General features: G+C 66.8%; 17 protein-coding genes. 3 read left to right on the forward strand and 14 right to left on the reverse strand.

Annotation, left to right across the window (positions count from 1 at the left end):
* Window positions 1-39 precede the first annotated feature (39 nt).
* Complete coding sequence (gene gcvP, locus ASD87_RS19315; protein ID WP_056325241.1) at window positions 40-2,913, forward strand: aminomethyl-transferring glycine dehydrogenase; 2,874 nt, start codon at window positions 40-42, stop codon at window positions 2,911-2,913.
* Window positions 2,914-2,991: 78 nt separating this feature from the next.
* Here the strand turns inward: gcvP and ASD87_RS19320 are convergent, their stop codons facing one another.
* From ASD87_RS19320 to ASD87_RS19365, 10 genes are all read right to left on the reverse strand, one after another.
* The gene (locus ASD87_RS19320; RefSeq protein ID WP_056325244.1) at window positions 2,992-4,947 is read right to left on the reverse strand and encodes a DUF945 family protein; all 1,956 of its coding nucleotides are present in this window, start codon (window positions 4,945-4,947) and stop codon (window positions 2,992-2,994) included.
* 232 nt (window positions 4,948-5,179) lie between these two features.
* Window positions 5,180-6,655, reverse strand: a complete 1,476-nt coding sequence (locus ASD87_RS19325; RefSeq protein ID WP_056325247.1) for a M81 family metallopeptidase — start codon at window positions 6,653-6,655, stop codon at window positions 5,180-5,182.
* A gap of 29 nt (window positions 6,656-6,684) precedes the next feature.
* On the reverse strand, window positions 6,685-8,094 hold the full coding sequence (locus tag ASD87_RS19330; RefSeq protein ID WP_056325250.1) for an amidase: 1,410 nt from the start codon (window positions 8,092-8,094) through the stop codon (window positions 6,685-6,687).
* Window positions 8,095-8,121: 27 nt separating this feature from the next.
* On the reverse strand, window positions 8,122-9,831 hold the full coding sequence (locus ASD87_RS19335) for an ABC transporter ATP-binding protein (protein WP_056325253.1): 1,710 nt from the start codon (window positions 9,829-9,831) through the stop codon (window positions 8,122-8,124).
* 5 nt (window positions 9,832-9,836) lie between these two features.
* Window positions 9,837-10,742, reverse strand: coding sequence for an ABC transporter permease (locus ASD87_RS19340; protein WP_056325963.1), 906 nt, complete (start codon window positions 10,740-10,742; stop codon window positions 9,837-9,839).
* Window positions 10,743-10,752: 10 nt separating this feature from the next.
* Window positions 10,753-11,694 (reverse strand): ABC transporter permease, encoded by a 942-nt coding sequence (locus tag ASD87_RS19345; protein ID WP_056325255.1) that lies wholly within the window; start codon window positions 11,692-11,694, stop codon window positions 10,753-10,755.
* Window positions 11,695-11,760: 66 nt separating this feature from the next.
* Window positions 11,761-13,326, reverse strand: coding sequence for an ABC transporter substrate-binding protein (locus ASD87_RS19350; RefSeq protein ID WP_056325258.1), 1,566 nt, complete (start codon window positions 13,324-13,326; stop codon window positions 11,761-11,763).
* Window positions 13,327-13,405: 79 nt separating this feature from the next.
* Window positions 13,406-14,920, reverse strand: a complete 1,515-nt coding sequence (locus ASD87_RS19355; protein ID WP_056325261.1) for a M81 family metallopeptidase — start codon at window positions 14,918-14,920, stop codon at window positions 13,406-13,408.
* Between the two features lie 211 nt (window positions 14,921-15,131).
* The gene (locus tag ASD87_RS19360; RefSeq protein WP_056325264.1) at window positions 15,132-16,625 is read right to left on the reverse strand and encodes a CoA-acylating methylmalonate-semialdehyde dehydrogenase; all 1,494 of its coding nucleotides are present in this window, start codon (window positions 16,623-16,625) and stop codon (window positions 15,132-15,134) included.
* A 106-nt stretch (window positions 16,626-16,731) separates the two neighbouring features.
* Entirely contained in the window at window positions 16,732-18,057 is a 1,326-nt protein-coding gene (locus ASD87_RS19365) for an aspartate aminotransferase family protein (RefSeq protein ID WP_056325267.1), read from the reverse strand.
* A gap of 158 nt (window positions 18,058-18,215) precedes the next feature.
* Here ASD87_RS19365 and ASD87_RS19370 point away from each other — a divergent pair, with 158 nt between their 5' ends.
* Window positions 18,216-19,634: a PLP-dependent aminotransferase family protein gene (locus ASD87_RS19370; protein WP_056325966.1), complete on the forward strand. Its 1,419-nt coding sequence runs from the start codon at window positions 18,216-18,218 to the stop codon at window positions 19,632-19,634.
* Between the two features lie 8 nt (window positions 19,635-19,642).
* Here ASD87_RS19370 and ASD87_RS19375 read toward each other — a convergent pair whose 3' ends face one another.
* The 4 genes from ASD87_RS19375 to ASD87_RS19390 all read right to left on the reverse strand — a co-directional run bounded on the left by ASD87_RS19375 (window position 19,643) and on the right by ASD87_RS19390 (window position 24,202).
* Complete coding sequence (locus tag ASD87_RS19375; protein WP_056325271.1) at window positions 19,643-20,128, reverse strand: dihydrofolate reductase; 486 nt, start codon at window positions 20,126-20,128, stop codon at window positions 19,643-19,645.
* 71 nt (window positions 20,129-20,199) lie between these two features.
* Complete coding sequence (locus tag ASD87_RS19380; protein WP_056325274.1) at window positions 20,200-22,263, reverse strand: bifunctional diguanylate cyclase/phosphodiesterase; 2,064 nt, start codon at window positions 22,261-22,263, stop codon at window positions 20,200-20,202.
* Between the two features lie 408 nt (window positions 22,264-22,671).
* Window positions 22,672-23,643 (reverse strand): thymidylate synthase, encoded by a 972-nt coding sequence (locus ASD87_RS19385; protein WP_056325276.1) that lies wholly within the window; start codon window positions 23,641-23,643, stop codon window positions 22,672-22,674.
* Window positions 23,644-23,758: 115 nt separating this feature from the next.
* The gene (locus tag ASD87_RS19390) at window positions 23,759-24,202 is read right to left on the reverse strand and encodes an OsmC family protein (RefSeq protein ID WP_056325280.1); all 444 of its coding nucleotides are present in this window, start codon (window positions 24,200-24,202) and stop codon (window positions 23,759-23,761) included.
* A 122-nt stretch (window positions 24,203-24,324) separates the two neighbouring features.
* On the opposite strand from ASD87_RS19390, the gene coq7 reads away from it, so the two are divergent.
* The gene (gene coq7, locus ASD87_RS19395) at window positions 24,325-25,002 is read left to right on the forward strand and encodes a 2-polyprenyl-3-methyl-6-methoxy-1,4-benzoquinone monooxygenase (RefSeq protein WP_056325283.1); all 678 of its coding nucleotides are present in this window, start codon (window positions 24,325-24,327) and stop codon (window positions 25,000-25,002) included.
* Window positions 25,003-25,465 lie beyond the last annotated feature (463 nt).

The raw sequence follows: 25,465 nt of genomic DNA on the forward strand, positions 1-25,465 counted from the left end.
CCGTCCCCAGGACGACACCCGTTACCCCGAGATCTCCCCATGTCGCGCGCCCTAGACACCCATACCGACTTCATTCCCCGCCACATCGGCCCCTCCGACGCCGACCAGGCCGCCATGCTTGCCGTGATCGGCAGCGACAGCCTGGACGCCCTGATCGAAGAAGTCGTGCCTCCCAAGATCCGCAGCCAGGCGCCGCTGGCGCTGCCCGCCTCGCGCAGCGAAGCCGACGTGCTGGCCGAACTGAAGCAGGTGGCGGGCCGCAACAAGGTCTACCGCAGCTACATCGGGCAGGGGTACTACGGCACGCAGACGCCCAACGTGGTGTTGCGCAACATTCTTGAAAATCCCGCCTGGTACACGGCCTACACGCCGTACCAGCCCGAGATCTCGCAGGGCCGCCTGGAGGCCCTGCTGAACTACCAGACCATGGTCGCCGACCTGACCGGCCTGGACATCTCCAACGCCTCGCTGCTGGACGAAAGCACGGCCGCCGCCGAAGCGATGACGCTCGCGCGCCGCAGCGCCAAGTCCAAGAGCCCGGTGTTCTTCATCTCGCGCCACGTGCATCCGCAGACCATCGAAGTCGTGCGCACGCGCGCCGAAGGCCTGGACATCGAGATCCGCATCGGCGACGAAGCCGAAGGCCTGCCCGAGTGCTTTGGCGTGCTGCTGCAATACCCGCACAGCACGGGCGCCGTGTCCGACTACCGCAAGCTGGCCGAAGCCGCCCACGCGCAAGGCGCCGTGGTGGCGTGCGCGACGGACCTGCTGGCGCTGGCCGTGCTGGCCGCCCCGGGCGAGTGGGGCGCCGACATCGCCGTCGGTTCGGCTCAGCGCTTCGGCGTGCCGTTCGGCTTTGGCGGCCCGCACGCGGGCTTCATGGCCTGCAAGGACGCCTTCAAGCGCAACATGGCCGGCCGCCTGGTCGGCGTGTCCAAGGACGCGCAGGGCAACCCCGCGCTGCGCCTGGCGCTGCAGACGCGCGAACAGCACATCCGCCGCGAGAAGGCCACCTCCAACATCTGCACGGCGCAGGTGCTGCTGGCAGTGATGGCCGGCATGTACGCCGTGTGGCACGGTCCCGCCGGCATCCGCCGCATCGCCGAGCGCGTGCAGCGCGCCACCGCGATCCTGCGCGCCGAACTCATCAAGCTGGACGTCAAGGTCGTCAACGACACCTTCTTCGACACGCTGCTGCTGGAAACCGGCGCCGCGACGCCTGCCATCCTGACGGCCGCCGACTGCGCCCACATCAACCTGCGCCGCGTCGACGGCGCGCGCCTGGCGGTTTCGCTGGACGAAACCGTCACCGTGGACGACCTGCAGTCGCTGGTCAACGTCTTCGCCGCCGGCCTGGAGCGCGATGACGTCGAACTCGACATCGACGCGCTCGACGCCGCAGCCCCCAGTGGCATCCCCGCCTCGGTGGCCCGCGAAAGCGCCATCCTGACGCATCCCATCTTCTCCAGCGTCCAGTCCGAAACCGACATGCTGCGCTACTTGCGCAAGCTGGCCGACAAGGACCTGGCCCTGGACCGCACGATGATCCCGCTGGGTTCGTGCACCATGAAGCTGAACGCCACGGCCGAGATGATCCCCATCACCTGGCCCGAATTCGCGCTGATCCACCCGTTCGCGCCCGCCTCGCAAAGCCAGGGCTACGTCGAACTGATCGACCGCCTGTCGGCCGCGCTGTGCGAAATCACCGGCTACGACAACATCAGCCTGCAGCCCAACTCGGGCGCGCAGGGCGAATACGCGGGCCTGCTCGCCATTCGCGGTTACCACCAGGCCAACGGCCAGCACCAGCGCAACATCTGCCTGATCCCGTCGTCGGCGCACGGCACCAACCCCGCCTCGGCGCAGCTGGCCGGCATGGACGTGGTGGTGGTGGCCTCGGACGCCAATGGCAATGTGGACCTCACGGACCTGCGCGCCAAGATCGCGCAGGTCGGCGACAAGCTGGCCGCGCTGATGATCACGTACCCGTCCACGCACGGCGTGTTCGAAGAAGCCGTGACCGAAATCTGCGATCTGGTGCATCAGGCCGGCGGCCAGGTTTACCTGGACGGCGCCAACATGAACGCAATGGTCGGCGTGGCCAAGCCCGGCAAGTTCGGCTCGGACGTGTCCCACCTGAACCTGCACAAGACCTTCTGCATTCCGCACGGCGGCGGCGGTCCCGGCGTGGGCCCCGTGGCGGTGCGCGCGCACCTGGCGCCGTATCTGCCGGGCGTCGTGAACGAACAGGGCAAGCTGCCCGGCGACGCCAAGGTCGGCCCGGTTTCGGCCGCCCCGTTCGGCTCGGCCGGCATCCTGCCGATTCCGTTTGTGTACATCGCGCTGATGGGCGCGGACGGCCTGCGCCGCGCCACCGAAGTCGCCATCCTGAACGCCAACTACATTGCCACCCGCCTGCGCGACCACTATCCGGTCCTGTACGCGGGCCGCAACGGCCGTGTGGCGCACGAGTGCATCCTGGACGTGCGCCCGCTCAAGGAAACCAGCGGCATCAGCGCCGAAGACATCGCCAAGCGCCTGATGGATTACGGCTTCCATGCGCCCACGATGAGCTTCCCGGTGGCCGGCACGCTGATGGTCGAGCCGACCGAATCCGAAGGCGTGGCCGAACTGGACCGTTTCATCGACGCGATGATCGCCATCCGCGAAGAGATCGCGCAGGTCGAACGCGGCGAACGCGACCGTGACGACAACGTCCTGAAGAACGCGCCGCACACCGCCCAGATGCTGCTGGCCGAGGAATGGCTGCACGACTACCCGCGCCAGCAGGCCGCCTACCCGGTGGCCACGCTGCGCGACGGCAAGTACTGGCCGCCGGTCGCCCGCGTCGACAACGCCTACGGCGATCGCAACCTGGTCTGCGCCTGCCTGCCGATCGAGGCGTACGCATAGTCCTTGGCAGCATAAAAAAGCCCCCGTCCTTCACAGGCGGGGGCTTTTGTCTGGGGCCGGCGTCAGGCCGGCCGCGCATTATTTCGCGGGCGCTTTCGCCGCGGCGCCGAAGTCTTCGGCGATGCTGATGAAGGTGTTGAGCAGGATCTGCAGGTTGTCCTTGCCCAGCCCGCCTTCGGCGTTCATGTCCATCTGCAGCACAGCCTGGTTCTTGTCATCCAGGTAGGCGCGGCTCCAGCGGTATTCCTGGTTCCAGGCGTTGATCGCCTTGAGCGACATCGGCTTCTTGGTGGCATACGTGGCGGTCGCCACGAGGTCCAGGCACTTTTCCGTGAAGTCGTTGCACAGGAACTCCAGGCGCAGGTCGGTGGCGCCGGTGGTGCCCGGGTTCAGGACCAGCACGGGGCCGTCGGTGCCATCGGTGCGGGTGACGGTGTAGCCCATGTCGTCCAGCATGTTGGCGACGTCTTCCAGGTTGAAGTCCTGCATGACGCCCGCCACCGGTGCGGCGGCGGTGGATTCCTCGTCGGAATCCATGCCGATGCCCGACAGCTCATCGTCGTCGTCCATGCCGTTCATGCCGGTGGCGCCCAGCAGGCCGCTGAACAGTTCATCGGCGGGGATCTTCTGCCCGTTCAGGTCGCCCATGCCATCGGCGAACGTGAACTTGCCGACGATGTTGTCGCCGTCGTTCTTGCCGACGTTCATCATTTCGGCCATGCCGGCCATCTGGCGGATGCTCTCGTCGGCGTCGGCCGCGGCCTTCTCGGCGGTCAGGCCTTCCTTCTTCATGGCGTACTGCACCATCAGGTCCTGCACCATCGGCTTGGAGATCACCAGCGAGGCGTCGATCTTCTTGATCGCCTGCACCGCGATTTCCTGCGGGGTCAGGTCCTTGGCGTTGGCCGGGTTGGCCATTTCAAGCGTGAACGTCAGCTTGCTTTCGCCCTTGGCCGTTTTCCAGCTCAGCGGATCGATGCTGAACGACGGATTGCCGGCCAGCAGCTTGCCGGCGTTGTCCAGCAGGACGTCGAACTGTTCGTCCTTCAGGCCTTCGTCGCTGGCGCCCAGCATGTACTGGCGCATGAGCTGGTTGTAGGTGTCCGACAGTTGCTTGACTGCCTGGCCGTCCAGGCGGGCAAGCTTCACCACGGCCTGGCCGTTGCCCAGCACGACGTCGTTCACGGTAAGGTCGCCCGTCTGATAGGCGGCCTGCACGTTGATCGCCTTGTCGTCCTCGGACAGCTTCACGCCATAGCTGAAGTTGTCCAGCGCCACCTTCATGTCGTCGGTGGGGCGCAGGACGTCCACGCGCTTGATCTTCAGGTCCGAATTGCCCATGGAAATGCCGAACTTGCCCATGCGGCTGTCGACGTCCATGGTCAGGCCCGCCACGGTCATCTTCACCGGGTCGCTGCTCTTGGTGCCGTCGACGGCCAGCTTGTCCATCACGCCGTGCGCGGTGACCGCCTGGGTGGCGCGGTCGAAGGTGCCTTCGATGCGCATGCCGCTGAAGTCGAGCGCGTTGCCGTCGTGCGTGACAGTAACGGGGGCGACCGCGGCGGTCGTCACCGCATTGCCGCTGTAGCTGACGATCGCGTCGCTCATCAGCGGGGACACGTCCTTGGTCAGCTCGAAGACGGGCTTGATGTTGTCCGTCTTGGCGATTTCGGTGTGGATGAACGCCAGCTTGGGCGCAATGGCGCCGCGCGCCAGGGCGCTCTTGGGGAAGGGGCCGTGCTCGACGTTTGCGTCGAACTCGATCATGCCGCCGGGCAGGTCGTCCAGGCCCTTGTCGTTCTTGATGAACGACACGCCATAGCGCGCTTGCGTGGAGAACAGGCCGCGCTCGTACTTGAGCTGGTCGATGCGCAGACCGAACAGGGGCGTGACCTTGGCCAGCTTCTCGTTGGCTTGCGCCAGGTAACGCTGCGCGTCTTCTTCGATGCGCTTGCCGGTGTACCACGTGGCGCCGACCCAGCTTCCCGCTCCCACTATGACCACGCCCAGGGTGATCGCTACGCTCTTTTTCATCGCTCTGCTTATATCGTTGATTGTCGAGTCATATCCGGCAGCGGTGGCTTGGTGCGCCACTCGCGTCCGCGCTAGCGGAACCGTCCTGGATACGCGTGTTCATCGGCCTGTCAGGCCCGCGGCGGAGTATACCGAGACACGTGTCCCGCCAAGCAGGCGCGCAGTTACCGAAGATTTCAAAATGAAAGCCGGCGCGGGTGCGCCGGCTTTTTTGTCGACAAAGTGCCTGGATTCAGATGGGGTCCAGCGGATAGATCGGTCGCCGAACGTGCTTGAAATCAAGCTGGGCATAGTCGGAGGTCGTGACGCCCACGCCGGTGCATTCGATGATCTCGGTGGCCATGTCCGAGAATCCCGCGCGCCAGTGGATGCGGCTCTTGAGCACCACATACCGCTTTTGCAGCGGGTCGATGCCGGCCGACAGCAGGCAGTTGATGTCGAAGGGCTCCTGGTGGCGGGACACCACCACGATCTCCACCCGGCCGGTGTCGATGACCACCGTCAGGCCCGTGTCGTTGCGCACGCCGCGATACATGGGGCCCCGGTTCAGGTAGACGCCGTCGAACACCAGCTTGACGCGGCCGGTGACCTCCAGCGGTTCACTGGGCTGCTTGATGGCCGGCATGGGCAGCTTGCCGCCCAGCTTGAGCGTGATGGTGTTGCCCACGCCCGCGGCGGCGGCTTCGCGCGCGGCCTGCGGATCGCAGATGGCGTAGAAGACGACGTTGTCCAGTTCCTGGCGCAGCACCTCGGCCAGCACGGCCGTCGTGTCCATCGTGCCGCCCGAACCGGTGTTGTCGTAGTGGTCCAGCAGCACGGCCGGGCCTTGTTCGATGGCCTTGGCGCGCGCGATCGTGGGGGCCAGCGGCTCGGAATGGAACACCCAGTCGGCGCGGCCGCGCCAGGCGCGGTCCAGCAATTCGTCGCGATGCTGTTCGGCTTCGGCCAGGTTGCCGTCGGTACAGACGACGGCGCTCAGGCCGGCCTCGCGGATGTCCGCGTGGGGAAAGCCCACGAAAACCGAGGCCGCCAGCACGCCGCCGGCCTCCAGTTCCTTGCACCGCTCCTGCAGCGGCTTGTTGGGCGCGGCATGCGTGCCCTGGCACATGATGTGCGGCAGCATGGGCTTGTTGGCCCAGGTCATCACCGGCTTGATCTCGCCCTTGAGCGTGCGGACGATGACGTTCGCCGCGCGCACGCCCGCATCGCGGATGTCCACGTGCGGATACGTATGAAAGCCGCTGATCACCGTGGCGTTGCGCACGATGTCGTCGTAGATGTTGGCGTGCATGTCCAGCGTCACGGCGACGGGCGTCGTGGGATCGATCTCGCGCAGGCGGCGCAGCAGGTCGCCCTCGGCATCCTCGACGCCCTCGGCGACCATCGCGCCGTGCAGGTCCAGCAGGATGGCGTCGAAACCGCCGCGCTTGACCTCGTCCAGGATCAGCGTGCACAGGCGCTCGTGCGTCTGCGCGCTGGCGGGACCGCTGGGCCAGGATTCGGCCGCGACCGGCACGACCATTTCCGCGCCTTCGCGGCGGGCGACCTCGATGTAGCCGCCCAGGCCGCTGTCGGTGTTCTCGTAGGCCTTGATGGCGCGCTCGCCGGCCAGGATCTCGGGACTGCCGCGAAAGAAGCGCTCAAGGGGGGTGGGCACGGGCGAAAACGTGTTCGTCTCGTGCTTGATCATTGCCAAAAGCCAACGCATGGGATGTTCCTGTGGGTTGCCGTGGAAAGTCAGTGGGCCGACACCGGCTTCGGCCAGGGGCGCTGCGCGGGACGCATCTGTTCCCACGCGCGCGCCACGCGCAGCACGCCCAGATCGTCAAAGCGCGCGCCGGCGATCTGCAGGCCGATCGGCAGGCCCGCCTTCGTGTAGCCGCAATTGACCGAAGCCGCGGGCTGTTCGCTCATGTTGAAGGGCAGCGTGAACCCGATGTGGTGCATCGTGGTGGCGACCTCGTTGGTGGGCGAGGGCCACTCGGCGTTGTAGGCCACCACCGGCGCCACCGGCGACAGCACGTAGTCGAACGGCGCGCAGGCGGCGACCGTGCGTGCCCGCACGTTCAGCGTTTCGTAGTAGCTGCGAAACACGTCTTCGCCGCTGTGGCCGCCGCCGCTTTCGGCCCAGGCGCGGATGAAGGGCAGGATCTTCGCGCGGCGTTCTTCGGACAGCGCGGCCAGGTCGATGGCCGAACGGGTGCGCCAGAAGCGGTCCACGCCGTCCAGCATGCCGGGCGTCATCCAGGGCTGCATGGGCGTGACGATGGCGCCCGCCGCTTCGAAGGCGCGCGCGGCGGCTTCGACCGCATCGCGGGTTTCCGGATCCAGCGGCAGTCCGCAGCCTGCGTCCAGCAAAAGGCCGATGCGCAGGCCGCGCACGTCCTGGTCCAGGTTCAGCCAGTCGATCTCCTGGAAGGGCAGGCTCATGTGGTCGCGGGCGTCCGGCTGCGACAGCACGCCCATCATCAGCGCCGTATCGGTGATGGTGCGCGTCATGGGGCCGGCGCAGCGGCCCATGAAGGGCGGATCGATGGGAATGCGGCCCAGGCTGGGCTTGAGCGTGGCGATGCCGCACCAGGCGGCGGGCAGGCGCACCGAGCCGCCGATGTCGGTGCCGATATGCAGGGGGCCATAGCCGGCGGCGGCGGCCGCCCCGGCGCCCGCGCTGGAGCCGCCCGGATTCTTGGTCAGGTCCCAGGGGTTGCGCGTCAGTTCATGAAAGCTCGACAGGCCGGAGGACAGCATGCCGTAGTCGGGCATGGTGGTCTTGCCCAGCAGGACTGCGCCCGCCTCGCGCATGCGCGCCGCCGGCGGGGCGTCGGCCGCTGCGGGGGTGAGGTCGGTGGCCGCGGTGCCCAGGGGCACGGGCACGCCGCGGGTGGCGATGTTTTCCTTGATGGTGGCGGGCACGCCATCGAGCGAAAATCCGCCGCAGGACTGCGGCTCGCCCTTCATCCAGCGGGCTTCCGAGGCGCGGGCCATGACCAGCGCGCCTTCCGGATCCAGCGCATAGGTCGCGTGCAGCCGGGGCTCCCAGCGCTCGATGTGATCGAGCACGGCACGCGTGGCCTCGACGGGCGACAGGGTCTTGCTGCGATACGCCTGCAGGAGTTCCTGGGCGGACATTTCATGCGGTTGCGGCATCTCGGTTCCAGTGATGCGAAAAAGGCGTCAGGCGGCCGGGGAGGCGGCTGGGGGAGCGACAGGCAAGAGGCCAGGCGCGATCGGCCGGAAGTTGCGGAAGTCCCAGTCGCGCCCCGGGGCGGCATCGATCAGGGCGCGGGTATACGGGTGGCGGGGCTCGGTCAGCACGGTCTCGGCCGAGCCGGTTTCCACCACCTGCCCGCGCTGCATCACCATGATGGTGTCGCAGATCTGCGCGGCCACGCGCAGGTCGTGCGTGATGAAGAGCACGCCCACGCCGGTGCGCTCGCGCACCTGTTCCAGCAGCTCCAGCACCTGGGCCTGCACCGACACGTCCAGCGCCGAGACGGCCTCGTCGGCCACCAGGATCTCCGGGTCCATGACCAGGGCGCGTGCGATGCAGATGCGCTGGCGCTGGCCGCCGGAGAACTGGTGGGGATAGCGCCGCATCGCGTCGGGGCTCAGCCCCACCACGCTGAGGGTTTCGCTGGCGCGCTTTAGCGCCTCGTCGCGTGGCACGCCGAAATTCAGCAGGCCTTCGATGATGGATTCGCCGACCGTGCGGCGCGGGTTGAGCGACCGGTACGGGTCCTGGAACACGATCTGGATGCGGCGGCGCACGGGACGCAGCGCCGATCCGGACAGCGTGCTGAGGTCTTCGCCGCCCATCATCATGTGGCCGGCGGTGGGCTCGATGAGCCGCACGATGCAGCGCGCGACCGTCGACTTTCCCGATCCCGATTCGCCGACGATGCCCAGGATCTCGCCCTTGCGCAATGTCAGGTTGACGTCGGTGGCGGCAATGACGTGCTGCGCCGCCTTGCGCGAGAACAGCGAGCCCTTGGCGCCATAAGTGCGGCCCAGGCCCTTGACGTGCAGCACCGGCGTGCCGCCGGGCGGCTCGCGGCGCGAGGGCACCAGGCTGGGCACCGAGGACACCAGCCGGCGCGTGTAGGACTGCTTGGGCTCGGCCAGGATCTCGTGGCGCGAGCCGCTTTCGATCAGGTCGCCGCGGTTCATGACGACGATGCGGTCCGCGATCTCGGCCACCACGCCGAAGTCGTGCGTGATGAACAGCACTGCCGTCCGGTGCTTGACCTGCAGCTCCTTGATGAGCGCGAGAATCTGCTTTTGCGTGGTGACGTCCAGCGCCGTGGTCGGCTCGTCGGCGATCAGCAGCTTGGGTTCCAGGATCAGCGCCATCGCAATGACGATGCGCTGCCGCTGCCCGCCCGACAACTGGTGCGGATAGGCGTCGTAGATGCGTTCGATGTCGGGCAGGTGCACGGACTGGAACATGTCCAGCACCTTGGCTCGGCGCTCGGCCGCCGACATGTTCTTGCGGTGCAGGCGCAGCACCTCGTCGACCTGCTTGCCCACCGTGTGCACGGGGTTCAGCGCGGTCATGGGTTCCTGAAAGACCATCGCCATGCGCGTGGCCCGCAGCTCGCGCAGCCGGCGCTGCGTGGCCGTGGCCACGTCCTCGCCCTCGACGCGGATCGAGCCCGCGCTGATGCCCAGGATGCCTTGCGGCAAGAGGCCCATGACGGCCAGCGACGTGACGGACTTGCCCGAACCGGACTCGCCGACCACGCACACCGTTTCGCCGGCATGCACGTCAAGGCTCAGGTTGCGCACGACGCGGTTTCCCGCGCCGGCGACCTCGACCGACAGGTTGCGGATGGCCAGGATGGCGGACGAGGTATCGCCCGCGGGGGGATTGGGGGAATAGTTCATCGGCATCAGATCCTGCGCACCATTTTCGGGTCCAGCGCGTCGCGCAAGGCGTCGCCCAGGATGTTCACGCTGAGCACGGTCAGCGACAGGAACAGTCCGGGGAACAGGATCAGGCCGGGCAGCATGCGGAAATACATGCGGCCTTCGGACATGATGTTGCCCCAGGACGCGATCTCGGGCGGGATGCCCGCGCCCAGGAAGCTCAGGATGGCCTCGGTCAGCATGGCGGATGCAAAGACGTAGGTGCCCTGCACCGTCAGCGGCGCGATCGTGCTGGGCACCATGTGCCGCCACAAGAGCAGCGGCAGCGGCGTGCCCAGCGCCAGCGCGGCCTCGACGTAGGGCTCGCCGCGCACGCTGAGGATCTGGCCGCGCACCAGGCGCACCACCCGCGGGATTTCCGGGATGGTGATGGCCACGAGCACGGTCGTGATGCTGGCGCCCGTGACCGACACCAGCGCGATCGCCAGCAGAATGCCGGGGATCGCCATGATGGCGTCCATGGTGCGCATGATCGGACCGTCCAGCGACCGGAACCAGCCGGCGATGACGCCGATGACCAGCCCGATGACCACGCTGACCACGGCGGCGCCCAGGCCCGCGATCAGCGAGATGCGCGCGCCGTAGGCGACACGCGACCACACGTCGCGGCCGAACGCGTCGGTGCCCAGCAGATAGTCGGTGAAGGGCTGCTTCAGGCGCGCGCCCGGATTGAGGAGGGTGGGATCGACCGTGCCCAGGAGCGGCGCGAATACGGCGACGAAGACGATCGCCGCCAGCACCACCAGCGCGAGCATGACGGGCCAGCTCTTGAGCCCCTGGCGGATCTGCCGCCAGGCGGTGATGTGCGGGGTGCCGCCTCCGGGGAGGTCGGCGGCCGCTTGCGCGGCGGCATCGGTTGGCGTTTGCATGCTCATGGTGTCAGTACCTGATCCGCGGGTCGAACACCGTGTAGGCGCAATCGACAACAAGATTGATGAACACGTAGACGAACGCGAAGAAAAGCGTCAGGCCCTGGATGACGGGGTAGTCGCGCGCCAGCACGGCTTCGACCACCAGCCGGCCAAGGCCCGGGATGTTGAACACCGACTCGGTGACGACGACACCGCTGATCAGGAGCGCGATGCCCACGCCCACGACGGTGGCGATGGGCACGGCCGCGTTACGCAGGGCATGGCCCAGCAGCACCCCGGTTTCGCCCAGGCCCTTGGAGCGGGCGGTGCGGATGAAGTCCTCGCCCATGACCTCGATGACGCTGGTGCGCGTGATGCGCGCGATCAGCGCCACGTAGACCGTGGACAGCGCCAGCGAAGGCAGGATGAGCCGGTGCAGGAACGGCCAGAACCCCTTTTCCAGCGGCACATAGCCCTGCACGTTGAACCAGCCCAGCTTGATGGCGAAGGCCCAGATCAGCAAGTAGCCGGTCACGAACACCGGCACGGAAAATCCCAGCACCGAGAAGCCCATGACGGCGCGGTCCAGCAGCTTGCCCTGGCGCCATGCCGCCAGCACGCCAAGCGGAATGGCGACGAGCAGCGTGAACACCAGCGTGAGCACGGCCAGGCTGAGCGACGGTTCAAGGCGCTGCGCGATGAGCTTGGTGACCGGCACGCCGGACATCAGCGAGGTGCCCAGGTCACCCTGCAGGAGCTTGCCGCCCCAGATGAAGAACTGCTTGACCACCGGCTGGTCCAGGCCCATCGTCTGCCGTATCTGGACGATACGTTCGGGCGTGGCGCCGTCGCCCGCCATGATGATGGCCGGATCTCCGGGGCTGAAACGCAATATCGCAAAGACCACCACCGCGACCATCACCAGGACTGGGATGGTCGCGAGGAGCCGGCGTGAGACAAATGCCAGCATGTATTTCCCCCTGTACCAATTAGGCCTGCGCGGACTGCTTGCTGCGGCGCGCAGGCCCCGAGCCCATCAAGGGGCCTTTTTGACGTTCCAGAACGCGAAGACCGGCGCGTGCACCAGGCCCGACAGCTTGGTCGAGTAGACGGTGGGCACGGACATCTGGCCCAGCGGCACGTACAGGCCTTCGTCGATGCCGATGCGCTGCACTTCCTCGGAGATCTTCTTTTGTTCCGCCGGGTCCGAGGTCAGCGCCATCTTCGTGCGCAGTTCTTCGATCTGCGGGAAGTCGGGCCAGCCGAACCACGCGTTGTCGCCGTTGGCGGCCGCGGGGGCGGAGCGCACCGGGTCCATCACGTCGGTGGCGTACCAGTTGGTGTTGTGGATGTTCCAGCCGCCTTCGGCCGGTGCGGCCTTCGAGGCGCGGCGCGTGGCCACGCTTTGCCAGTCCATCGCCGCCAGGTTGACGTTGAAGCCCGCCTTGCGCAGCGCCGCGGCCATCACGACCGGTTGCGCCGACAGCGTGCCCACGTCGGTGGCGTGCATGACCAGGATGGGCGTGTTGTCGTAACCCGCTTCCTTGAGCAGCGCCTTGGCCTTCTCGATGTTCGACGGGACGATCATGTCCTTGCCGATATCGCTTTCCAGCGGCGTGCCGCAGCCCCACAGCGAGGCGCAGGTCTTCCAGTACTTGGGATTGCCGACCAGCGCCTTCATCACGTCTTCCTGGCCGATCGCGTACATGGCGGCCTGGCGGATCTTCTTGTTGTTGAAGGGCGGGTACTTGAAGTTGAAGCGGTACATCGTGAAGTAGCCGACCGGGCTGAGCGACTCTTCCTTCAGGTCCGGATTGCCTTCGATCATCGGCAAGAGGTCATACGGGAACTGCTCGACGAAATCGATCTCGCCGCCCAGCAGCGCGTTGGCAGTGGTCAGGGCGTCGGGCATGACGTCCCACTCGACCTTGTCCACGTGCACGACCTTGCCGCCAGCCAGGCCGCTGACGGGCTCCTTGCGCGGCACGTAGTCGGTGTTCTTGACGTAGACGGTCTTCACGCCCGGCTTGAACTCGGCGACCTTGAACGGGCCGGAGCCCGTCATGTCGGTGATGGGCTTGCCGATGGCTTGTTCGGCGATGCGCTTGGGCATCATGAACGGCGCGGTGCCGGTGGGCTTGGACAGGGCGCGCAGCGCCAGGTCCGTGGGTTCCTTCATGACGATGCGAAAGCTCTTGTCGTCGATGACTTCGATCTTGTCGGTGAACTTGAGCAGCGTGCGGCCCATGCCGTCGCCGGCGGCCCAGCGCTTGATCGACGCCACGCAGTCCTCGGCGGTCACCGGCTGGCCGTCATGCCATTTCTGGCCGGGGCGCAGCGTCATGGTGTAGGTCTTGCCGTCGGGCGAGACTTCCCACTTCTCAAGCATCTGCGGCTGCACCTTGTTGTCGGCGTCGGTGGCCAGCAAGGTGTCGTAGATCATGTAGCCGTGCCACGTCGTGATGTAGGCGGTGGTGGCGTGCGGATCGGTCAGGCGCAGTGGCGAGTGCATCACCGTCTTGATGACGGTCTCGGCGTAGGCGCCGTGAGCCATCGCGAGAGTGACGCCGGCCAGCGCGGCCGCTCGGACAAACTTGAGCATGTATTTCCCCTTGAAGCGTTGTGAGCGGCGCATGGGCCGCTACGTCGTTGACGCGCCGCACTGAAGCGGCGCGCGAGGGTCAGGCTGTCGCTGCAGACCGGCCGTCGAACACCGGCCCGCAAGGCGCCATTCTGATGCCGGGACGCAACCGTGTCCATGGTTGTTTTGCCGCATCCATCAGCATGGAACCGGGCGCCGCGCACACCAGGATCGTGTGCGCGATCGGGGTGAAATCTGCGCGAAAGTGCGCCGAACTCTTGACCACCAGGATCGCGGCGCGCGTGGGTTCCACGCCAGCGAACCGGAACATCTCCTGGTCGGCCATTTGCACCTTGTTGGAGGCCAGAATGATGCGCACGCCGCCGATGCGCAGGCACGCGCTGGGGCCCAGATCCATGTGAAAGCCGCGATAGAACGCACCATGCGTATCGAAGCGTCCATCGGAAGTTTTCTCGACGATGAACTCGGTGTCCAGGGGTTCGTCGTGGGGAATACCCGAATGTCCACCCAGTGCAATCCGAATGGTATTTCCAGCGCCGGCGCGGTGCGCGGCCAGCGCGGCGGCCGGGTCCACAATCAGACCAATCGCCGTATCGCGCGCATCGTGGCGGATGAGCGCGCGCAGCACGCCGGTGGTGTCGGAACTGCCGCCCGCGCCCGGGTTGTCCTGCGCATCGGCAATGACCACGGGCTTGGACGCATCGCGCGCCAGGCGCAGCGCTTCCTGCACGGCTTCGTCCGGCGTGTAGAGCTTGCCGCCGAAGTCCTGTTCCGCATTCTCGACCGCGCGCGCCATCTCGTCGGCGGCGGCATCGGCTTCGGCTTGCGTCATGCCGTAGGCCCAGACCGTGGGTGCGCATTCGGGAAAATCCGCGGCCGGGAACCCGGTCGCAAAGGAGATGCTGCTGGCCGCGCCGCGCGCCTCCAGATCGCCCAGCAGCTGGTACAGGCTGCGGGCCGGCTCGATGTCGGTGGACTGCCAGCACAGCGGAATCAGGAAGGGCAGGCTGCGCAGCGCCACGTAATGACGCGGCATGCCGCCCAGCCGCTGCGCCAGCAGGTTTGCGGCGCGCTGGCCGGTCTCGGCCATGTCGATATGGGGATAGGTGCGATAGCAGACCAGCGCATCGGCATGGCGCACCATCGCGCGAGTCACGTTGGCGTGCAGGTCCAGGCTGGCGACGATGGGCACATTGGGGCCGACCAGTTCACGCACGCGCTTGAGCAGTTCGCCTTCGCCGTCGTCCAGATGCTCGGTGACCATCGCGCCGTGCAGGTCCAGATACACGCCGTCCAGCGGCATCGCCTGCGACAGCCCTTGCAGAATCATCGCGCTGATGCGCTCGAACGCATCCCGGGTCACATGCCCGGAGGGACTGGCCGCCGCCCACGTCGTGGGTATCAACGCATGCTCGCCCATCGCCTCGATAAATCCCGCCACCGGAATATTGGCCCCCGCCACCGCCTCGAACATTGCAGGGCCACTGACCAGCTTCGGCCACCCCCCACCCTTGTCCGCAAAATCCTCCCACGCCGCGCGCGACGGCGCGAACGTATTGGTCTCATGCTGAAAGCCGCCGATCCCGATGCGCATCAGGTTTCCCCCTGTCGTACAGATATTCGGAAGGCGCGGCGAGGCGCCGCGCAGTGTCAGTGCTTCAAGCCAAGCCCCTCAATCCGAGGCAAGAACGACGCGCCCCGATTCAAGCAATCCCTTCCCAAGCGGGGTCGCGCGGATCCGGGCTCCGCCGGTCCGCTGCGACGCCCCCTGGGGGGAGGCGCTCCGCGCCTCGGGGGGGGGGGCGTCACTTAGCGACTGGCATCGTGAATTCGGCGCCCTTGGCGATGCTGTCGGGCCAGCGCTGCATCACGCTCTTGTAGCGCGAGTAAAAGCGGATGCCTTCCTCGCCATACGCATGGTGGTCGCCGAACAGCGAACGCTTCCAGCCGCCAAACGAATGCCACGCCATGGGCACGGGGATCGGCACGTTGATGCCCACCATCCCGACCTTGATCTGCCGCGCGAACGCGCGCGCCACGCCGCCGTCGGACGTGAAGCAGGCCACGCCGTTGCCGAACTCGTGCGCATTGATGAGGTCCACCGCGCTGGCGAAGTCCGGCACGCGCACGATGCACAGCACCGGCCCGAAAATCTCTTCGCGGTAGATGTTCATGGCCGGCTTGACGTTGTCGAACAGCGTGCCGCCCAGGAAAAAGCCCTTTTCGTTGCCCGGCACCGTGAGGTCGCGGCCGTCCACCACCAGGTCGGCGCCGCAGGCGATGCCGTCCTCGATGTAGCCCATCACCTTCTTGCGATGCTGCGCCGTGACCAGCGGACCCATCTCGGCGTCCGATTGCATCCCGTCCTTGACCACCAGCGCCTTGACGCGCGGCGTCAGGCGTTCGACCACCTTGTCGGCCACGTCGCCCACCGCCACGGCCACCGAAATGGCCATGCAGCGCTCGCCCGCGGAACCATAGGCCGCGCCCATCAGCGCGTCGGTCACCTGATCCAGGTCTGCGTCGGGCATGACCACCAGGTGGTTCTTGGCGCCGCCCAGGGCCTGCACGCGCTTGCCGCGCTTGGTGCCTTCGGCGTAGATGTATTCGGCGATCGGCGTGGAGCCGACAAAGGACAGGGCTTCCACGTCGGGATGCACGATCAGCGCGTCGACCGCCTGCTTGTCGCCATGGACCACGTTGAAGACGCCGGGCGGCAGGCCCGCTTCGGTAAGCAGTTCGGCCAGGCGCACGGACGCGGACGGATCGCGCTCGGACGGCTTGAGCACGAACGTGTTGCCGCAGGCGATGGCCACCGGGAACATCCAGCACGGCACCATCATCGGGAAGTTGAACGGCGTGACGCCGGCCACCACGCCCAGCGCCTGGCGCATGCTCCAGTTGTCGATGCCGCCGCCGATCTGGTCGGAGTACTGGCCCTTGAGCAGTTGCGGAATGCCGCAGGCGAACTCGACGATCTCGATGCCGCGCATCACTTCGCCCTTGGCGTCCGAGAACACCTTGCCGTGTTCGCGGGTGATGAGTTCGGCCAGTTCATCCTGGTGCTGGTCCAGCAGCGCCTTGAAGTTGAAGAGGATGCGGGCGCGCTTGAGCGCCGGGGTTTCCGACCAGGCGGGAAAGGCGGCCTTGGCGGCGGCCACGGCCATCGCCACGTCGTCGTTCGATGCCAGCGGGATGGACGAGGCGATCTCGCCGGTGGCCGGGTTGAAGCCGTCGGCGTAGCGGCTGCTGCCGCCATCGTAGGGCTGGCCGTTGATGAAATGCGGAATCTTCTTCATGGGTGCAAGGCTCGATGCGGGAATACGTCAGAAAATGCAGCGGGGCGGCCGGTGGCCGCCCGTGTGCGGATGGCGCGCCGCCAAGGGCGCGCGACAGGATGGCAACTCAGGCAACCTCTTTCAGGATCTTGCCGATCTGCTCGAAGATCTGGCCGATCTGGGCCTCGTCGATGATCAGCGGGGGCGAGACGGCGATGATGTCGCCGGTGTAGCGCACCATCAGGCCGCTGTCGAAGCAGCGCTGGAAGACTTCGGCGGCGCGTGCGCCCGGGGCGCCTGCGCGCGGCGCCAGTTCGATGCCGGACACCAGGCCCAGGTTGCGCACGTCGATGACGTTGGGCGCGCCCTTCAGGCTGTGCGCGGCTTCCTGGAATGCGCCCGACAGTTTGCGGGCACGGCCGAACAGGTCTTCGCGGCGGTAGATGTCCAGCGTGGCCAGGATGGCGGCGGCCGCCAGCGGGTGCGCCGAATAGGTGTAGCCGTGGAAGAACTCGATGCCGCCCGCCGGGCCGTTGACGATGGCGTCGTGCACCTCGCGTTTAACGGCGACCGCGCCGGCCGGCACGGCCGCGTTGCTGACGCCCTTGGCCATGGCGATGATGTCGGGCGTCACGCCGAAGAATTCGGATGCCGTGGCGGCGCCCAGGCGGCCGTAGGCGGTGATGACCTCATCGAAAATCAGCAGGATGCCGTGCTTGGCGGTAATTTCGCGCAGCTTTTCCAGATAGCCCTTGGGCGGAATCAGCACGCCCGTGGAGCCGGCCATCGGCTCGACGATCACGGCGGCGATGGTCGAGGCGTCGTGCAGGGCGATGATGCGCTCAAGTTCTTCGGCCAGGTGCGCGCCCCACGCGGGTTGGCCCTTCGAGTAGGCGTTCTGCTCAAGATTATGGGTGTGGGGCAGGTGGTCCACGGCGGGCAGCAGCGCACCCGAGAACGTCTTGCGGTTGGCCGAGATGCCGCCCACCGAGATGCCGCCAAAGCCCACGCCGTGATAGCCGCGTTCACGGCCGATGAGGCGCGTGCGCTGGCCTTCGCCGCGCGCGCGGTGATAGGCCAGGGCGATCTTGAGCGTGGTGTCGACGGATTCGGAGCCGGAATTGGTGAAGAACACGCGGTCCAGGCCCTGCGGCATCAGGCCTGCCACCGCGGTGGCGGCCTCGAAGGCGAGCGGGTGGCCCAGCTGGAAGCCCGGCGCGTAGTCCATGACGCCGGCCTGGCGGGCGATGGCCTCGACGATTTCCTCGCGGCCGTGCCCGGCATTGACGCACCACAGTCCGGCCGTGCCGTCCAGGATCTGGCGGCCGTCGGTGGACGTGTAATACATGCCTTTGGCCTTTGCCAGCATGCGCGGCTGGGCCTTGAACTGCTTATTGGCAGTGAAGGGCATCCAGAGATGGGACAGGTCGGGCAACTGGGCGGGGGCGTTCATGGTGACTCCAGAAGAGGGACAACCGTGGCTGCCGCAACACGCGCGCGGCCAGCGGGATTCGGACGATTCTGGAACGTCCCGCCGGGAATGAAAATATACGATCCGCGCATTTGCCGCTAACTGTATAGTTGTCAGCACCACAACTGTACAGTTTGCCCGTGATCGACTTCCAACCCGTCCGCGGCCGCGGGGCCGCGCCCACCCTCGTCGAACAGCTGGTCGCGGCGATCCTGCGCGCCGTCGAGGCGCAGACGCTGCGTCCGGGTATGTCCCTACCCTCGGTCCGGGAGTTCGCGCGCCAGTACGGCGTCAGCACCTTCACCGTGGCCAGCGCCTACAGCCGGCTGGTGTCGCAGGGCTGGCTGGCCGCGCGGCCCGGCGCGGGCTACCGGGTGGCATCGCCCGACGCGCCCACGCGCCGCGCCGAACCGCTGTCCTGGGAGCCGCCGCGCCTGAACGCGGGGTGGCTGCTGTCGGACATCTTTGCCGACCACTCCATCCCCATCAAATCGGGATGCGGCTGGCTCCCCGGCGAATGGCTGAACGAAGAAGGCCTGCACGTGGCGCTGCGCCACATGGGGCGGGTGCCCGCGATGCGGATCGCCAATTACGGGCATCCCTATGGCTACGCGCCGCTGCGCGAGACCATCGCGGCCAGCCTGAGCGCGCAGGGCATGGAAGTCGAGGCGTCGCAGGTGCTGCTGACGCAGGGCGTGACCCATGGGCTGGACACGGTGATCCGCACGCTGCTGCGGCCGGGCGACACGGTGATCGTCGAGCAGCCGGCCTACGCCAATCTCTTGCAGATGCTGCGCCTGGCCGGCCTGCGCGTCATCGCGGTGCCCAGGACGGCCGACGGCCTGGACTGCGACGCCCTTGAGCAGGTGGCGGCGCAGCACCGGCCGCGCGCGCTCTTCATCAACACCGCCCTGCAGAATCCGTCGGGCGCCAGCATCACCATGGCCAATGCGTTCCGCATCCTGCAAGCGGCCGAGCGGCACGGGCTGTGGGTGGTGGAAGACGACATCTCGCGCGAGCTGGCGCCGGGTGTCACGCCCATGCTGGCGGCGCTGGATGGCGCGCGCAGGGTCGTGTACCTGGGCGGCTACTCAAAGGTCATCAGTCCGTCGGTGCGCGTGGGCTATGTGGTGGCGCACCGCGATCTGGTGCGCGACATCGCCCGCACCAAGATGGCGGTGGGCCTGACCACGCCCGAGATCATGGAGCGCATCGTGCACCAGGTCATCCGGGAGGGCCGCTACCGCGCGCATATCGCGCGTACCCGCGAGCGGCTGGCCGAGGCGCATACGGAAGTGGCCGAGCAGATGCGTCAGCACGGCTTTGAAATCCATGGCAGGCCGCAGGGCGGCCTGTTCCTGTGGGCAAAGGTGGCGGGGCAGTGGCGCGAGCGCGGCGCAAACGGCCTGGCGGAACTGGCGCTCAAGGACGGCATCTGGCTGGCGCCCGGCTCCTATTTCGAAGCGGACGAGGCCGACACGGCGTGGGTGCGCTTTAACGTGGCGTACTCGGCGGCGCCCGCGCTGTGGCGCTTCATGCGCAATGCGGGCGCGGCCTAGGGGGGGCGTCAGGCGCGTTCGTACGTGACGAAGTCGTAGTCGTAGCCGTTTTCGGCGGGCTGCGGTTCGCGCGCCGTTTCCTTCCATTGGAACGAGGGCAGCAGCGGGAAGAACGCATCGCCCTCGACGTCGGCATGGACTTCCGTGGCCAGGACGCGCCTGGCCAGCGGCAGGGCCTGCGCGTAGATCTGCGCGCCGCCGATCACGAAGGCTTCGTCGATGTCGCCGCACGCGGCCACCGCCGCCTCAAGGGTGGGCGCATGGATGGCGCCGGCGGCACTGAAATCCGGATTGCGGCTGATGACGATGTTGCTGCGGCCTGGCAGCGGACGGCCCAGCGAATCCCACGTCTTGCGGCCCATGATGATCGGATGGCCCAGCGTGCTGCGCTTGAAATGCGCCAGGTCGCCCGGCAGTTTCCAGGGCAGAGCGTTGTCGCGGCCGATGGCGCGGTTGGTGGAATAGGCGACGATCAGGGTAAGGCTGGCGGGCATGCGTGCTTTGAACGGGTAAGGATTTGGCCGGAAGAATGCCGTAAGCGTAGCAAATTGCGGCGCCGGCCCCGTCAGTTTTCCGCGTGTTCCAGGAACTCGGTGGCCGGCATGGGCTTGCCCAGCAGGAAGCCCTGCAGCGAGTCGCAGCCCAGCCCGGTCAGGAATTTCTGCTGCGCGGCGGTCTCGACGCCTTCGGCCACGATGCGCAGGTTCAGCTGCTGCGCCAGCGCGATGATGGCGGACACGACGGCCGCATCTTCATTGTCGTTGTCCAGCTGGTTCACGAATCCCCGATCGATCTTCAGCTCGGTCGCCGGCAGCCGCTTCAGGTAGAGCAGGCTGGAGTAACCCGTGCCGAAGTCGTCGATGGAGATCGTGACGCCCAGTTCGGACAGGCGCTTGAGCACCGTCAGGCTCGTCTCGGCGTCGCGCATGGCGGTCGATTCGGTCACTTCGATGGTCAGGCAGGCAGGCGGCACGCCATGGCGCGCCAGCGCCGACCGCACCGTTTCCACCAGGCTCGAATGCGAGAACTGCAGCGCCGAGATGTTCACGGCGATGGTCCAGTGCCCTTGGCCGACATCGATCCACTCGCGCATCTGGCGGCAGGCCTCGTTGATGACCCATTCGCCGATGGAGAGGATGAGGCCGGTCTTTTCCGCCGTCGGGATGAACTGGTCCGGGCCCACCAGACCGCGCGTGGGATGGTTCCAGCGCAGCAGCGCCTCGGCTCCCATGATCGGGCCTGCCGGCGCCTCGTACTTGGGCTGGTAGTGCAGGACGAACTGGCCGCGCTCCTGCGCCAGGCGCAGGTCGTGCAGCAGCTCGATCTGCTCGTGCGCGTCCGCGTTCATGGACGGCTCGAAGAAGCTGTAGCCGGTGCCGCCCAGCCGCTTGGCGTGGTACATCGCCGCGTCGGCATTGGTCAGCAAGGAGTGGGTGTCCTCGCCATCGTTCGGGAAGACGGCGATGCCCACGCTGGAGGTTACCAGCACGTCGTGGCCGTACACCGTGACCGGCCGGCCGATGGCCTCGATCAGCCGGTCCGCCACGTTTGCCGCATCGGTCGGTTCAATGACTTCGCTCAGCACGATGAACTCGTCGCCGCCCAGCCGGGCGACGGTGTCCTGCGTGCGCAGCGCCTGGCGGATGCGCTGCGCCAGATCGATCAGCAGCGCGTCGCCGGTATGGTGGCCGTAGGCGTCGTTGACGGCCTTGAAACCGTCCAGGTCGAAGAACAGCACCGCGAAATGGCCGCGGCGGCGGGTCGCGCTTTCGATGGCCTGTTCCATCCGGTCTTCGAGCAGGATGCGGTTGGGCAGTTTGGTCAGGGTGTCGTGCAGCGCCAGTTGCACCAGCTCTTCATTGGCTTCGGCCAGGGACGAGGCCAGGGCGGATGTGCGCGCCTCAAGACGGTTGTCCAGCACCGCCACGACCAGGGCGATGGCCAGCACGCTCAGCGTGACCGCGGTCACGGCGATGGCCAGCCAGCCGGCCGAGATGCCGGCGTCGGCCGCCATGCAGATGCTGCCGGCCGGGAACCCTGCGGCTTCCATGCCCGTGTAGTGCATGCCGACGATCGCCAGCCCCATGACACCCGCGGCGGCCGGGCGCGACAGCGCCACGCGCGGCCCGTCCTGCCGCAGCCGGTACGTGATCCACAAGGCCGCGCCCGACGCGGCGACGGCAATCACCACGGACAGCGCGAACCATGTCGGGTCGTAATCGATGCCGGGCGACATGCGCATGGCCGCCATGCCGACGTAGTGCATCGCGGCGATGCCCGATCCCATCAGCAGCGCGCCGGCCGCCAGCCTGCGCCACGGCAGCTCGTCCTTGCAGACCATCCACAGCGCGAAGGCGGAGCAGGCGATCGCGATGGCGAGCGACAGCACGGTCAGCGGCAGGTCGTACCCCATCGGGATGGGCAGGCTGAAGGCCAGCATGCCCACAAAGTGCATGGACCAGATCCCGATGCCCATCGCGAACGCGCCACCCGCCAGCCAGAACTTCGCGGCAGGCAGGCCGCTCGATGCCTTCACGCGGTTGGCCATGCCCAGCGCCGTATACGACGCCAGGATGGCGACCCCTAAGGATACGAGGACGAGCGAAGGGTTATAAGTTCCAACGAGCATTTGTGGGGTCCTGTCCTAAGCGCATGCGGCGGCGGCGCGGGGCACGATTTTCAATTCAATTGGTAGTCAACAGTTGCATTACGGTCGCAAGGAGGTTCCTGCTCTCGTCGCTGGCGATTCTCACACTCTCTTTATAGGGATGGGGGATTGGGCGGGGCAACGCCAGCGGTCGGCGCGGTTCGGGCGTTCGGCATGGCGCGCCGCGAGGGCCGGTCGATAGCGACGGGGCGCGCGGCATGCTGGACGCGCGTCCGAGGCTAAGGGATGGGTTATACCGAAATCACGCTCCCAGAAGCTCACCAATCTTCACCTGCTGCGGGACGTGCAAGGAATGGGGCGCCGGACGGTCGTCCGGCGGGTTGCGGATCAGCCCTGAAAGGCGGGCGCCGGGCCAGGCCGGCGCCGGGGTCAGACGGCCATTGCGGCCGTGAGCGGCGCGTGGTGCGTGTAGCCCGACAATGAGAAATCGCCAGGTTCGACCTTCTCGAGCCACTCGGGCTCGTAGCGGCCGGTCACTGCGAAGTCGGGAATGCGGTCCGACAGCACGAGGCGGGGCGACTCATAAGGCGTTCGCGTCAGTTGCTCGCGCAGCATCGGCAGGTGGTTCTCGTAGATGTGCGCATCGCCGATGAAATACGTGAACCAGCGCGGGGTATAGCCGGTCAGGCGGCCGACCAGGTGCAGCAGCGCCGCGCCTTCGGTCAGATTGAACGGCGTGCCCAGGCCCACATCGTTGGAGCGGATGTACAGGCACAGCGAAATTTCGCGGGTCGTCGCGTTGGGCAGGAACTGATAGAGCAGGTGACAGGGGGGCAGCGCCATTTCCTCGATCTGCGCCCAGTTCCAGCCATGGAACAGGATCCGCCGGTCGCCCGGGCGTTCGTGGATGGTGTCCAGGCATTGCCGCAATTGGTCGACCGCCTTGTACAGCAGCACCTTCGGCTCGCCGTCCTGAACCAGGTCGGCCACCTTGGCGTAGCCGCGCGACAACGCGTCCTCGATCTGCGCGGGACGGTTGGCATCCAGCATCTTGTAGGCCGGCCATTGGCGCCACTGCACGCCGTACACGGGCCCCAGGTCGTCCGGGCCTTCGCGATAGGGGTTCGCCAGCCACTGGGCGTTCTCGTTGGCATTCTGGTCCCAGACCTTGCAGCCCAAATCGCGGAATTCCGCCGCGCTGCGCGAGGCGCGCAGAAAACCCACCATTTCGCCGATGGCCGATTTGAACGCCAGCTTTTTGGTGGTGACGGCGGGAAAGCCCTGCTGCAGGTCAAAGCGCAGCGAGGCGCCCGGCATGCTGAGGGTGCGGATGCCGGTCCGGTTTTCCTGCCACGAGCCGGTATCGAGGATGGATTGAACGAGGTCCAGGTATTGTTTCATGGCGATCCTTGTGCCTGCTGTCCCGGGCCGGGAAGCAAGCGCGCCGCCACGAACGCGTCGCGGCGGCGCCTATATATAGTGAATGCCGAATTACACCACGGCCGCGCGAGGCGGCTCAGGCGGTGGCGGCGGCTTCCTGCGTGTCGACGATGTCGACGGAAAATGTCATGGCGGCCGTCTTTTCCAGCATGGCCGAGGCCGAGCAGTACTTTTCGTGGGAAAGCTGCACGGCGCGCTCGACGGCCGCGCGCGGCAGATTTCGGCCGGTAACGGTGAAGGCGAAATGAATGCGGGTGAAGACCTTGGGGTCGGTGTCGGCGCGCTCGGCCTGCAGCTTGACGCTGCAACCGGTGACCGCGTGGCGGCCGCGCTTGAGGATCAGCACCACATCGTAGGCGGTGCAGCCGCCCGTGCCCGCCAGCAGCATTTCCATGGGGCGGGGCGCCAGGTTGTGGCCGCCGCCGTCCACGGCGCCGTCCATCACGGCCACGTGGCCGCTCCCCGTGCTGGCGGTAAAGAGCATGCCGCTTGGGCCGCCCCAGTCGATCGTGCATTCCATTTTGGTGAGTCCTTGAGCTTGAGCGCAGTCAATGGCTGATGATACCCGTTGCGTACAATCCCGGGCATGAGAACCCCGCCTCGCATCAGGGGTGCGGGGTGTCCGATTTGCCAGGAGATGCCATGTCCACCACGTTGTCCCAATCCGGTCCCGTTTCCCTACGCCGCCGCCACGGCCCCCTGGATGCCCTGCTGGCCGAGACCGACCGGGCGTTGCGTGTGCTGTCCGGCAACGCCAGCGCCGGCCGGGCCTATCCCGCCACCGCAGAGGAATCGCCGCAAACCCTCTCGGCACAGGAAAAACGCCACGCCGCCGGGCTCATGCGGGTCAACCATGTCGGCGAGGTCTGCGCGCAGGCGCTCTACCGCGGCCAGGCGTCGGTCTGCAAAGAGCCCGCGCCGCGCGCGCTGCTGCTGAACGCCGCCGCCGAGGAAGTCGACCATCTGGTCTGGTGCAACGCGCGCCTGAACGAACTGGGCAGCCGGCCCAGCTTGCTCAATCCCGTCTGGTACGCGGGCTCGTTTGCCTTGGGCGTGATGGCCAGCGTGGCGGGCGTGCCCCGCAATCTGGGCTTCATGGCCGAAACCGAAAAGCAGGTCGAGGCCCATCTGGACGAACACCTGCGCACCTTGCCGGTGCACGATGAGCGCTCGCGCCAGATCGTCCAGAAGATGAAGGACGACGAGGCCCAGCACCGCGCCAGCGCCGAGCAGGCAGGGGGCGTTCCGTTGCCCGCGCCCGTGAAAATGGCCATGCGCGCCATGTCCAAGGTCATGACGACCACCGCCTACTGGATCTGAAACCGCGCCTGCAAAAAATGTTGCAATGCGCAAATTCCGCCGCCTCATGGTGCCTGAGGCACCATTTTGGTGCGGCGGCCAGGGTGGGATTACCCGCGATGATTCAGGGTTATTCCGCAAGGGGTAAACCCGTTTCGCAAAAACCCGGTTTTGGGCAAGGTCGTTGATTGGCGCGGCTTTGCGAGAGGGCCGCAAAAAATTTGCAGCAAAAAAGCAACGCGTCCCGGGCCCTCTAAAATAGATCAAAAAAAATCTTGCAACGCACAAAAAACGTAGGTACTATTCACACATCGGATGTTGAAACGCAGACGGCGCGGTGAAAACCCCGGAAGCGTAGCGAGCAGAAAGCCAGCTCCCAACATGCCACGGTTGTCTCCTCCACCCTCCTCCTTTGGTGGATTTAGCCCGAGATCTCACGATCTCGGGCTTTTTTTTTGTCCCGAATCGTTGTGTCCCTATTTGT

Origin of the sequence: Achromobacter sp. Root170 (assembly GCF_001428165.1) — a bacterium.
GTDB lineage: Bacteria > Pseudomonadota > Gammaproteobacteria > Burkholderiales > Burkholderiaceae_B > Achromobacter > Achromobacter mucicolens.